General features: G+C 59.4%; 11 protein-coding genes. 7 read left to right on the top strand and 4 right to left on the bottom strand.

Going from position 1 to position 12,174, the window contains the following annotated elements:
• The first annotated feature begins 74 nt into the window (after window positions 1-74).
• The 3 genes from nifD (at window position 75) to KJB29_RS13485 (ending at window position 4,443) form a co-directional block, all read left to right on the top strand.
• Window positions 75-1,538 (top strand): nitrogenase molybdenum-iron protein alpha chain, encoded by a 1,464-nt coding sequence (nifD, locus tag KJB29_RS13495; RefSeq protein ID WP_215734998.1) that lies wholly within the window; start codon window positions 75-77, stop codon window positions 1,536-1,538.
• Window positions 1,539-1,675: 137 nt separating this feature from the next.
• Window positions 1,676-3,145, top strand: coding sequence for a nitrogenase molybdenum-iron protein subunit beta (gene nifK / locus KJB29_RS13490; RefSeq protein WP_215734997.1), 1,470 nt, complete (start codon window positions 1,676-1,678; stop codon window positions 3,143-3,145).
• A gap of 431 nt (window positions 3,146-3,576) precedes the next feature.
• Entirely contained in the window at window positions 3,577-4,443 is an 867-nt protein-coding gene (locus KJB29_RS13485) for a nucleotidyltransferase family protein (RefSeq protein ID WP_215734996.1), read from the top strand.
• A 152-nt stretch (window positions 4,444-4,595) separates the two neighbouring features.
• Here the strand turns inward: KJB29_RS13485 and KJB29_RS19415 are convergent, their stop codons facing one another.
• From KJB29_RS19415 to KJB29_RS13470, 4 genes are all read right to left on the bottom strand, one after another.
• Window positions 4,596-5,573, bottom strand: a complete 978-nt coding sequence (locus KJB29_RS19415) for a PAS domain-containing sensor histidine kinase (RefSeq protein ID WP_343213569.1) — start codon at window positions 5,571-5,573, stop codon at window positions 4,596-4,598.
• Between the two features lie 12 nt (window positions 5,574-5,585).
• Window positions 5,586-6,461, bottom strand: coding sequence for a PAS domain-containing protein (locus KJB29_RS19410; RefSeq protein ID WP_246561395.1), 876 nt, complete (start codon window positions 6,459-6,461; stop codon window positions 5,586-5,588).
• A gap of 164 nt (window positions 6,462-6,625) precedes the next feature.
• Window positions 6,626-7,201 (bottom strand): rubrerythrin, encoded by a 576-nt coding sequence (gene rbr, locus KJB29_RS13475; RefSeq protein WP_215734995.1) that lies wholly within the window; start codon window positions 7,199-7,201, stop codon window positions 6,626-6,628.
• Between the two features lie 55 nt (window positions 7,202-7,256).
• Window positions 7,257-7,757 (bottom strand): rubrerythrin family protein, encoded by a 501-nt coding sequence (locus KJB29_RS13470; RefSeq protein ID WP_215734994.1) that lies wholly within the window; start codon window positions 7,755-7,757, stop codon window positions 7,257-7,259.
• Window positions 7,758-8,104: 347 nt separating this feature from the next.
• Between KJB29_RS13470 and KJB29_RS13465 the strand changes: the two genes are divergently transcribed.
• The 4 genes from KJB29_RS13465 (at window position 8,105) to KJB29_RS13450 (ending at window position 12,133) form a co-directional block, all read left to right on the top strand.
• The gene (locus tag KJB29_RS13465) at window positions 8,105-10,864 is read left to right on the top strand and encodes a bifunctional nitrogenase iron-molybdenum cofactor biosynthesis protein NifEN (protein ID WP_215734993.1); all 2,760 of its coding nucleotides are present in this window, start codon (window positions 8,105-8,107) and stop codon (window positions 10,862-10,864) included.
• 136 nt (window positions 10,865-11,000) lie between these two features.
• Window positions 11,001-11,384, top strand: a complete 384-nt coding sequence (gene nifX, locus KJB29_RS13460) for a nitrogen fixation protein NifX (protein WP_215734992.1) — start codon at window positions 11,001-11,003, stop codon at window positions 11,382-11,384.
• 85 nt (window positions 11,385-11,469) lie between these two features.
• Window positions 11,470-11,733 (top strand): ferredoxin III, nif-specific, encoded by a 264-nt coding sequence (gene fdxB, locus KJB29_RS13455; RefSeq protein ID WP_215734991.1) that lies wholly within the window; start codon window positions 11,470-11,472, stop codon window positions 11,731-11,733.
• Window positions 11,734-11,803: 70 nt separating this feature from the next.
• Window positions 11,804-12,133, top strand: coding sequence for a NifB/NifX family molybdenum-iron cluster-binding protein (locus tag KJB29_RS13450; RefSeq protein WP_215734990.1), 330 nt, complete (start codon window positions 11,804-11,806; stop codon window positions 12,131-12,133).
• Window positions 12,134-12,174: the final 41 nt, after the last annotated feature.

The raw sequence follows: 12,174 nt of genomic DNA, 5'->3' as shown, positions 1-12,174 counted from the left end.
CTCGTCAGCAGGTAAAACCCTTTGGGCTGATATACAGGGGCGCATGGTGTGCGCCCCTCGACAGGAGAATTCTTATGTCCAATGTACTCAAGAAAACAGAAGGCATAACCACGATCGACGGAATCACCAAGGAGTCGACCCAGGCAATGATCGACAAGGTCCTGGAGGTCTATCCGGAAAAGGGGCGGAAGAAGCGGGCGCCCCACCTGGCTCCCAACGACCAGGCGAGTTGCAGCGCCTGCGTCAAATCCAACAAAAAGACCGTGCCCGGCGTCATGAGCGCCCGGGGCTGCGCCTATGCCGGCGCCAAGGGGGTTGTCTGGGGGCCGATCCGCGACATGGTCCACGTCTCCCACGGCCCGGTGGGGTGTGGCTGGTACTCCTGGGGAACCCGGCGTAACCTCATGTCCGGCAAGCTGGGGGTCGACCAGTTCGGCATGCAGTTCACCTCCGACTTTCAGGAGAAGGACATCGTCTACGGCGGCGACAAGAAACTGAAGGTGCTGCTCAAGGAGGCTAAAGAGCTTTTTCCCCTGGCCAAGGGGATCTCGGTCCTCTCCGAGTGCCCAGTGGGGCTCATCGGTGACGACATCAACGCCGTGGCCAAGACGAGTGCCAAGGAGCTGGACATCCCGATCATCCCCTGCAACTGCGAGGGGTTCCGGGGCGTCTCCCAGTCCCTGGGGCACCATATCTCCAACGACACCATCCGGGACTACATCATTGAGACCCGCGAGTTCGCCGAGCCGGTGGGCCCCTACGACATCGCCCTCATCGGCGAGTACAACATCGGCGGGGACGCCTGGTCCACGAAGCCGCTGCTGGAGGAGTGCGGCTTCAACGTTAAGGCGGTCTGGACCGGCGACGGCGAGATGGAGAAGATCGCCGCCACCCATCAGGTGCGGCTCAATGTCATCCACTGCTACCGCTCCATGAACTACATGTGCAAGGTGATGGAAGAAAGGTATGGCATTCCCTGGATCGAGCTGAACTTTTTCGGACCCACCAAGATCCGTGAGAGTCTCCGCAAGCTGGCCGAGCTGTTCGACGACACCATCAAGGAGAAGGTGGAGGCGGTCATCGCCAAATACGATCCGCAGATGCAGGCGGTGATCGAGGAGGTCCGTCCCCGGCTGGAAGGGAAGAAGGTGATGCTCTATGTCGGCGGCCTCCGCCCGCGCCACACCATCGGCGCCTATGAGGATCTCGGGATGCTCTGCGTCGGCTCCGGCTACGAGTTTGCACACACCGACGACTACGACCGGACCGCCCCGGAGATGCCCGATGCCACCGTGGTCTACGACGACGCGTCCGAGTTGGAGATGGAACAGTTCGCCCACGTGCTGAAGCCCGACCTGGTCGCCTCCGGCATCAAGGAGAAGTACGTCTTCCAGAAGATGGGGCTGCCGTTCCGCCAGATGCACAGCTGGGACTATTCCGGCCCGTACCACGGCTACAAGGGGTTCCCGATCTTTGCGCGGGATATAGATATGGCAATTAACAGTCCTACGTGGGACTTGGTCAGAAGCCCTTATTAGTATTGAAACACAGAGCAACAGAGCAACTGAGTAAGTTTAAAAAACAAATAAATTTTGCTTTTCTCTGTTGCTCAGTTGCTCTGTGTTGAGAATTTGCGACTGTGAACGGATGAGTTCCGGTCGAAAGGAGACATATCATGGCAAACAATCTAGGGCTAGCTGTCAAGCCGGTGACCGAGACCCCCGTCGAGGAGATCGAGAGGGTCGCCGCCTGGATCAACACCGAGGAGTACAGGGATCTCAACTTCAAGCGGGAGGCGCTGGTGATCGCTCCGCCCCATGCCTGCCAGCCCCTGGGGGCCGAACTGGCGGCCCACGCCTTCGAAGGAAGCCTCCCCTTCGTCCACGGCTCCCAGGGGTGCGCATCCTACTACCGCTCCACCCTGAACCGCCATTTCCGGGAGCCGGCGCCTGCCGTCTCCGATTCCATGACCGAGGACGGCGCCGTGTTCGGCGGCCAGAACAACCTCCACGAGGGTCTGGAGAACGCCATTGCCCTCTACAAGCCGAAGATGGTCTCCATCTTCACCTCGTGCATGCCGGAGATCATTGGCGACGACCTGTCCGCGTTCATCAAGAATGCCCGCAACAAGGGGATCGTCCCCGCGGACATGCCGGTCCCCTATGCCAACACCCCGAGCTTCAGCGGCTCCCACGTCCACGGCTACGACGCCATGCTCCTCTCCATCCTCCAGGCCCTGACCGAGGGGAAGAAGGTGGAGGGGCGCTGCACCGGCAAGATCAATCTGCTTCCCGGCTTTGACGCCAACACCGGCAACTTTAGGGAGTACAAGCGGATCTTCGAGGCCTTCGGCGTGCCGTACACCATCCTCGGCGACATCTCCGACGTCTTCGATTCGCCTCTGGACGGCACCTACCGCATCTATCCCGGCGGCACCAGGCTGGACGATGCTGCCGACTCCATCAACGGCAAGGCCACCATCAGCCTCGGCCCCTATTCGGCCGCCAAGACCTATGCCTGGGTCAAGGACAACTATGCCGGCAAGCACGCGGCGCTCCCCATGCCGCTGGGGATTGCCAAGACCGATGCCTTCCTCATGAAGATCGCCGAGGTCGCCGGCAAGCCGGTACCCGAGAGCTTCAAGGCCGAACGGGGGAGGGCGGTGGATGCCATGACCGACGCCCACCAGTACATGCACGGCAAGAAGTTCGCCCTCTACGGCGACCCGGACCAGCTCATCGGCTACGTCAGCTTCCTCTTGGAGATGGGGGCGGTGCCGTACCACATTCTCTGCAGCAAGGGGAGCAAGAAGGTGGAAAAGGAGATCCAGGCGCTCCTCGATTTGTCCCCGTACGGGAAGCAGGGGAAGATTTACATGGGCAAGGACCTCTGGCACATGCGGAGTCTCATCATGACCGACCCCGTGGACGCCATCATCGGGGACACCCACGGCAAGTTCATGGCCCGCGACGCGAAGATACCGCTGTTCCGCTTCGGCTTCCCTGTCCTTGACCGGGTGAACCTGCACCGCTACCCGATCATCGGCTACCAGGGGGTAATCAACATGGTGACGACCATCTGCAACAAATTTGTCGACATCACCGACGAGACTTGTGAGGATAGACAGTTCGAGATGATGCGCTAACCGGCTGTAATTATTAAATATCGGCACGAAGGCCAGTGGCTATATTCTAGACGAAAATTTATAGAATACAGAGTCACTGGCCTTTTATTTATGGTTCGGTGTACCTGGCGGTGTACTTCCGGGTGTATCCAACGATTATCGTGCGATGTCGCGATGTCTTGACGGCCGGCAGTTGTTGAAGTAGTTTGTATATCATTGATTGGGAACACCCTGGTAGATCGGATTGATCTCCCCTTTGCCCTGATGATGGATTTTTTCGTGGCATGGATGCTTGTCGGAAACGAGGCCGCAATTGGTGGATCAAGCCGTTCGGGTCAGCGTGTAGCTGAATCGGACGGCTTTTCTGTTTGCTGACGGTGGTTGGGCGTTAATGTGATGACAAGAAAAATATCAACAGCTGTACGTGCTGCTCCGGGCACCGAGGTGTATCTATGACCAGAACCGTCAACAAGGGGTTCCATGAGTTCCTTCACCGGATCGCTTCCCCGCGCACAGAGGCGGAATCTCTGAAAACACTCCATAGTTCCGTCGCGGACTTCTTGAGAACCGGCTATGGACTGAATGATTTCATCATAACCGGTTCCTTGCGCAACGGGACGTATATTAATGGCTGGAGCGGCTACGATTATTTTGCCGTGATGCCAACGGGGAAGTTGAAAGCGGATTCCGTGGCGACGGTTTCGGAGATAAAAAATTATCTGGATTTTCATCTGCAGGATGCCGAAGTGAGAATTCAGTATCCAGGAATAGAGGTGGCCGTTGGTGCTCAGGGGACAACCAAGGTTATCCCGGTCGATTTTGTCACGGAGGCGAACGGACAAAAAATATATGACATGCCGGATGACACCGGCGGGTGGATGAGGACGAGCCCGGACGCCCATGGTGCGTACATAAAAGCAATTGAGCAGCGGTTGGGTGTGGGGAGTAGAAATCTCATGCGGCTCATGAAGGCGTGGAAGTATTGTGGCGGCGTGCCGATCTCCTCGTTTTATCTGGAGTTAGCAGTAGCCAAATATTTGGAACATGCATCGTCTGTCGTTTATGATGTGGATGTACACGGCGCCTTTCGATATCTATTCAACAATGAAATGGCTCCGATCGAGGATCCGATGGGGGTGTCGGGATGCGTGAACCCTTGTTCAGCGCATTCCGATTACATGACAGTGAAAACGGAACTTACTGCCGCATTCATGCGAGCCGCTAGGGCACTGGAAGCGCGATTGAAATATAATGTCGCTGAAGCGTTCGAATGGTGGCGATTGCTGTATAACGGAAAATTCCCCCCGTATTACCGGTAGTGCTGTAGTATCTCGGGCGGAGTAGACGATGCGTCCCAAACACGAACGGCCCGCCAGGATAACTCGGCGGGCCGTTCGTGTTACCTGGTGCCCGTTGCTGCGCTCACCTCCTGTCACCGGATTCTGCTTTATGCTTGTAGCCTGTTAAACGGTCATCTCTCCGGCAGGGTGAAGTAGAATGTCGCTCCCGCATCGACGCTCCCCTCGGCCCAGACCCGGCCCCCGTGGCGTTCGATGATCCGCTTCACCGTGGCAAGGCCGATGCCGGTCCCCTGGAATTCGCTGCCGTGGAGCCGCTGGAAGGGGCGGAAGAGCTTGCTCACGTAGGCCATGTTGAAACCTGACCCATTGTCTTTGACAAAGAAGGCGCGTTCTCCTTCCACGCACGCGGTGCCGAACTCGATGAGAGCTTGAGGCGTTTTGGCGGAGTACTTCAATGCATTTCCCAGCAGGTTCAGCAGGACCTGGCGAATGAGAATCTTGTCGGCCCGGGCCGTGAGGCCGTCGGCAATGACCCACTCAACGGTCCGGTCCGGCTCCGTTTCCCTGAACATGGCGACAATCATTGCTGCCGTTTTGCTGAGATTGATCGTGCTCCTGTGCAGTTCTGACCGACTGACCCGCGACAGTTCCAGCAGGTCGTCGATGAGCTGGCCCATGCGGGCGCTTGCCATGCCGATGCGTTCCAGGTAGCGACGGGCCTCTGTCGGAAGCTGTTTCTCGAAATCCTCTATCACCATGGCGCTGTAACTGTTGATGTGGCGCAGGGGAGCCCGCAGGTCATGGGAAACCGAGTAGCTGAAGGACTCCTGCTCCCGGATGGCAGCCTCCAGTTGGGCAGTCCGTTCTTCGACACGCCTTTCCAGCGTTTCGTTCAGCGTGCGAATTTCTTCCTCGGCCAGCTTGCGCTCGGTTATATCCCGGGAGGTGCCGAAAAGGAATAGTTCGCCGGGAGCCTCCCCCGCCTCGCAGCGGCATGCCTCGAGTATCCAATGGATAGTGCCATTCTTTGCAATGATCCGGAATTCGTCAGAATAGGTTTCACCCGGCGCCAATTCCATGACATTGCTGCTCACCCGATCCCGGTCGTCGGGGTGCACCAGACTCATCCAGCAGCCCCATTCTTGAATTTGCTCCGCTGATTAGCCGGTTATCGCCTCCACCGCGCCACCCATCCACCGGACCCGGTAGGGGGAGTCCCCTTGACGGCTGCAGAAATTGACATAGTCAGAGGTGAGCGATGAAAAGCGACGGTAGCGCTCTTCGCTTTGCCGCAGGGCTTTATCCGCGTATTTGTGCTCGGTGATGTCCCGAACGAAGGCCAGGAAGCAGTTCGTGGTGTACTCGTACGTCGTGCTGATTTCCACATCGATGATACGCCCGTCTTTGCGGCGATGGTGGGTTTCAAAACGGTCATAGCCGCTGTTGATGAGGGCACACATGTGTTTGTTGGTCTCTTCCGGGCTTTCGGCGGCTTCGATATCCCTGAGATTGATGGCCAGGAGTTCTTCGCGGCTATACCCCAGCATCGCACAGCAGGCATCGTTCATTTCGATGATCTTGCCGCTTTGGTCCACCACCCAGAAACCGTCCATGGAGGTGCTGTTGAGGATTTGGTACCGCGCGGCGTTCTCTTTCACTTGCTCCTGGGCAGACACCAGGTCAGTGATGTCGTGCATGATGTAGATGATCCGGTCTGTTCCTGAGGCGCTAAACTCAACGTGGCGGCGGCATCCGTCTTTCGTGGTGATGGTGACGCGTCGCGGGGCAGGGAACCCCGCAGCCCTGTCGGAATCGTAAATCTCTCGGATTTTTTTATGGCACGGGCCGTGGAGCTTTTGGAACCAGTCGTCGATTGATCTAATCTCGTCCATCCCGTAACCGATGAGACGCTCGGCAGCCCGGTTGAAGCAGATGTGGTCGCCTTCGGTGTACAACGCGGCCACCGGCAGCGCCTCAATAATCGCCATGAGCGCTTTGCGGTCGGGATGAAAGATGTCGTACGGCATAGTGGTCATATCGTTGAAACCTTGAAGGGGAGCAACAAAGTCAAGTAGAGATACCTGGTAAAGGGTAAGCAACGGCTGTGCCGGAAAAAGTCGTGTTTGTCACAACAAAAGAGGACATCTCCCTTGCGGGGAAATGTCCTCTTTTGCCGTGTTACACGGAAACGTTCATCACGCTACCAGTTCTCCCCCAGAAGCTCGAAGTGGTCCTTGGGGTGGACGCAGGCGGGGCACTGCTCCGGTGCGTCAGTGGCGGTGTGGAGGTAGCCGCAGTTGCGGCAGCGCCAGACCACTTCGGCATCACGGGTGAAGACCCGCTTGGACTCGACGTTGGCGAGGAGGTCCCGGTAGCGCTTCTCGTGCTGCTTTTCCGCCACAGAGATGGCCCGCCAGGCCGCCGCGATGGCGGGGAGCCCTTCCTCTTGGGCCACTTGGGCGAAGCCCGGATAGAGAACGGTGTGCTCCTCGTGCTCACCCGTGGCGGCGGCCAGGAGGTTCTCGGCCGTGGTGCCGATCCTGCCGGCCGGGAAGCAGGCAGTTATCTCCAGGTCGCCCCCTTCCAGAAACTTGAAGAAGCGCTTGGCGTGCTCCTTCTCCTGGTTGGCGGTCTCCTCGAAGATGTCGGCGATCTGCACGTACCCTTCTTTTTTTGCCGCGGCGGCAAAGTAGGTGTAGCGGTTGCGGGCCTGGCTCTCGCCGGCAAAGGATTTCAGGAGGTTCTGCTCGGTTTTGGTTCCCTTGACGCTGCTCATCTGGTGATCTCCTTCATGGTGTTTTTTTGAGAGGGCTCTGTGGCCGGATGCTCCATCAGTCAATCAGGGTGAAGCGGTCCTTCGGCACCTGGCAGACCGGGCATTTGTCCGGTGCAAAGTCATAGACGGTGTTGCCGCAGATCTCACAGACGTAAACCTTGCGGGCCGGCAGGTCGCCGTCGTTCATGACTGCTGCTAAAGCCTTCTGGTACAGATCGTGGTGCACCTCCTCGACCGCCAGGGCGTTGCGGAAGGAGATTTCCGCCACACGGTTCCCTTCTGCCTTGGCCTCTTCCAGGTAGGGGGGATACATGGTCTGGAACTCGAACCCTTCTCCCTCTATGGCTTCCTTCAGGTTTTCCACGGTTTCCCTTATCCCTCCCATGGCGCGCAGGTGGGCATGGGCATGGACGGTTTCGGCATGGGCGGCGGCCCGGAACAGTTTCGCCACCTGGGGGAAGCCGTCCACCTCCGCCTGCTTGGCGAAGGCGAGGTATTTCCGGTTGGCCTGGCTTTCGCCGGCAAAGGCATTTGCGAGGTTTTCCTTTGTGGACATGTAATACCTCCCTGTCTGCAATAATGTAGCGTTCTGTGAAACATTTTAATATCAGCATTTCCTCTTCGTGTCAAAAGCATAGAATGGACCCCCTCCGCGCTCCGGCCTGGACGATTACGAGCTGGCCACTGCTGCGTAAATTGTGTGCATAATTAGCCGGAAGAAAGAACGGTCGGATATGATTTTTTAGATAAATCAGGGTGTTGTCCGAGAATGACGTTCTTGGCACGTCACCTGCTAACAGTGATTCAACACGGAAGATGTATCCCGACGGTTTTTTCAGGCAAAGGCGCCGACCATTCCCCCGGAATGGCGGCGCCTTTTTTCTTTGTGCATTCGAGGTTGCCATGGCCAAACCAGATTACTACGACGTATCCGACTGCGATACCCACGAAAAAGGTGCCCCCAAGTTCTGCAAGAAATCGGAGCCGGGGGAGGGGGCCGAGCGCTCCTGTGCCTACGACGGCGCCCGGGTGGTGCTCATGCCGATCACCGATGTGATCCATCTGGTGCACGGCCCCATTGCCTGCGCCGGCAATTCCTGGGACAACCGGGGAGCCCGTTCCTCGGGGTCCCAGCTCTACCGCCGGGGCTTCACCACCGAGATGCTGGAGAACGACGTGGTCTTCGGTGGCGAGAAGAAGCTCTACAAGGCGATCCTTGAACTGGCCGAGCGGTACGCGGGAGAGGCGAAGGCCATGTTCGTCTACGCCACCTGCGTCACCGCCATGACCGGCGACGACGTGGAGGCGGTCTGCGCCGCGGCCCGGAAGAAGGTCGCCATTCCCCTCATTCCCGTCAACACCCCCGGCTTCATCGGCGACAAGAACATCGGCAACCGCCTGGCCGGCGAGGTGCTGTTCAAGCACGTCATCGGCACTGCCGAGCCGCCGGTTCTGGGTGATTTTTCAATCAACCTCATCGGCGAGTACAACATCGCCGGCGATCTCTGGGGAATGCTGCCCCTGTTCGAGCGGCTCGGCATCCAGGTCCTCTCCTGTTTCAGCGGCGACGCCCGGTTCGAGGAACTGCGCTACGCCCACCGGGCAAAGCTCAACGTCATCATCTGCTCCAAGAGCCTCACCAACCTCGCCAAGAAGATGCAGAAGAACTACGGCATGCCCTACCTGGAGGAGTCGTTCTACGGTATGACCGACACGGCCAAGGCGCTGCGGGACATCGCCCGGGAGCTGGACGACGCCGTGGGAGGGCTGGAGAAGCGGACCATGCAGGATCGGGTGGAAAAGCTCCTGGAGGAGGAAGAGGCCACGTGCCGCGAGCGCCTCGCCCCCTATCGGGCGCGGCTGGAGGGGAAGCGGTCGGTCCTCTTTACCGGCGGGGTCAAGACCTGGTCCATGGTGAACGCCCTGCGGGAGCTGGGGGTGGAGATCCTGGCCGCCGGGACCCAGAACTCCACCCTGGAGGACTTCTACCGGATGAAGGCCCTCATGCACCGGGACGCCCGGATCATCGAGGATACCTCTAGCGCGGGGCTCCTCCAGGTCATGTACGACAAGATGCCGGACCTGATCGTGGCAGGGGGAAAGACCAAGTTCCTGGCCCTCAAGACCAAGACCCCGTTCCTGGACATCAACCACGGCCGCTCCCACCCCTACGCCGGGTACGAGGGGATGGTGACCTTTGCGAAGCAGCTGGACCTCACGGTCAACAACCCCATCTGGCCGGTCCTGAACGCGCCGGCGCCGTGGGAGAAGAGCGAGGAGGAACTGGCAGACGCCGTGGCAAAAGCCGCCGGTCACGCCCGGGCCTGCCTGGCCGAGGACCTGAAGGATTCAAAGGTCAAGGCGTCGGCCAAGAACGCCACGGTAAACCCCCAGAAGAACTCCCCGCCCCTCGGCGCGACCCTGGCCTATCTCGGCATCGACCAGATGCTGGCCCTTCTCCACGGTGCCCAGGGGTGCTCCACCTTCATCCGGCTCCAGCTCTCCCGCCACTTCAAGGAGCCCGTCGCCCTGAACTCCACCGCCATGAGCGAGGACACCGCCATCTTCGGTGGCTGGGAAAACCTGAAAAAGGGGCTGAAAAAGGTGATCGAGAAGTTTCACCCTGAGGTTGTGGGGGTCATGACCTCGGGACTCACCGAAACCATGGGGGACGACGTCCGGAGCGCCATTGTCCACTTTCGCCAGGAAAACCCGGAATTCGACGGGGTCCCCATCGTCTGGTCATCGACCCCCGACTACTGCGGTTCTCTCCAGGAGGGGTACGCGGCGGCGGTTGAGGCCATTGTGAAGGAGGTGCCGGAGCCGGGTGAGACGATTCCGAGCCAGGTGACGATCCTCCCCGGCGCCCACCTGACCCCTGCCGACGTGGAGGAGGTGCGGGAGATCTGCGAGGCCTTCGGGCTCGATCCCATCATTGTCCCCGACATCGCCAACGCCCTGGACGGCCACATCGACGAGACGGTGTCCCCCCTCTCCACCGGCGGGGTGTCGATGGCGCGCATTAGGGAGGCGGGGCGAAGCTGTGCAACGGTCTTCATCGGCGATTCGCTTTCCAGGGCGGCCGAGGCCCTGACGGAGAACTGCGGGGCGCCCAGCTACGGCTTCACCTCCATCACCGGGCTGGCCGAGGTGGACCGCTTCATGGAGACCCTGTCGGCCATCTCCGGCAGGCCCATTCCCGAGAAATTCCGCCGTTGGCGGAGTCGCCTCATGGATGCCATGGTGGACTCCCACTACCAGTTCGGCCTCAAGAAAGTCACCGTGGCCCTGGAGGGAGACAACCTGAAAACGTTGGTGAACTTCCTGGCGGGGATGGGGTGCGAGATCCAGGCGGCCATTGCGGCGACACGGGTCCGGGGGCTCGATGCCCTGCCGGCACGGGAGATCTTTGTGGGGGACCTGGAGGACTTGGAGACGGCGGCAAAGGGGAGCGACCTGGTGGTGGCCAACTCCAATGGGCGTCAGGCCGCGGCAAAGCTGGGGATCAAGGCCCACCTGCGGGCGGGGCTCCCGGTCTTCGATCGCCTCGGCGCCCACCAGAAGATGTGGGTGGGGTACCGGGGGACCATGAACCTTCTGTTCGAGACGGCAAACCTGTTCCAGGCCAACGCGGCCGAGGGGCAGAAGCTGGCCCATAACTGAAAGGCTGTAATAACACAGAGCAACAGAGCAACGGAGAAAACCTTAACGACTGAATTTAGGCGTTTCGTCTACAGAAGGAATTTGCGTTTTTCTCTGTTGCTCAGTTGCTCTGTGTTCCAAGAAAGAGGGGTTACCTATGAAAGTCGCATTCACATCAACAACCGGCGAGATGATCGACGAGCACTTCGGCGTGGCCAAGTATTTCCATATCTGGGAGATCGGGCCGGAGGCCTCATCATTCCTGGAGACGGTCGCCATTGGCACCCACGGTGATGACGAGGAGGACAAGATTGCGGCCCGGGCCGCCGCCCTCAGGGAGTGTGCCATCGTCTACACCATGGCCATCGGCGGGCCGGCGGCTGCCAAGCTCGTTGCCCTGAAGATTCATCCCATGAAGACCAACTCCCCCGTGAGCCTTCCCGATACGGTGAGCCGGCTTCAGGAGGTGTTGAAGGGGAACCCTCCACCGTGGCTGCGCAAGGCCATGAACAAAGGGGAGGAAACTTCGTTCGAGGAATAACCGCAGGGGCGCTGCTTGCCGCACCCTCTCATATCAGTGGGGGCGGCAAGCAGCGCCCCTACACAACCATAACGGAGGAGGCACCATGGCCTACATCACCGGATTGAGAAGAAACAAGAGCGAGTACACCCCCCAGTTTGTGGTCTCCGTCGACGAAGAGACCTGCATCGGCTGCGCCCGCTGTTTCAAGGTCTGCGCCCACGACGTGCTCACCTTTGAGGAGGTGGATGAGGACGATTCCGCCAAGATGTTCATGAAGGTCACGAACCCCGGCAACTGTATCGGCTGTCAGGCCTGCGGAAGGACTTGTTCGAAGAAGTGCTTCAGCTTTGAACCGGTGGTTCTTTAAAGCCGGGACCAGGGATCGGGAACCAGGAAAAGCATATGAGAGGAACCGGTCCCCCACCAAGGAGGTTACCATGCTCATTGCCGTAGCATCCAAGGACGGAAGGGAGATCAATCAGCACTTCGGCCATGCGGAGCGGTTCCTCATCTATGAGGTGAAGGGAGCCGACGCAAAGCTGGTGGACGAGAAAAAGGTGGAGCGCTACTGCTCCTACGACGTGGACCATCCCCTGCGGAGCCATATCCTTGAGGCCATTGCCGGAGCCCTTGCCGGCTGCCGGGCCGTGGTCTGCGCTCAGATCGGCCAGGCTCCCCAGATGGCGATGGAGCGGCTTGGCATTGACGCCTATGTGGCCGATGGCCCCATCAAACCGACCCTGGCGGAACTTGTCAAGGCCCTGTAGGGGCGCCGCTTGCTGTGCCCTTGCGCCAGCCAACCGTCACA

It is taken from the genome of Geobacter grbiciae (genome assembly GCF_018531165.1).
Classification (GTDB): domain Bacteria; phylum Desulfobacterota; class Desulfuromonadia; order Geobacterales; family Geobacteraceae; genus Geobacter; species Geobacter metallireducens.
Note: the sequence above shows the minus strand (reverse complement) of the source record. Positions and strands in the feature narration are given on the sequence as shown.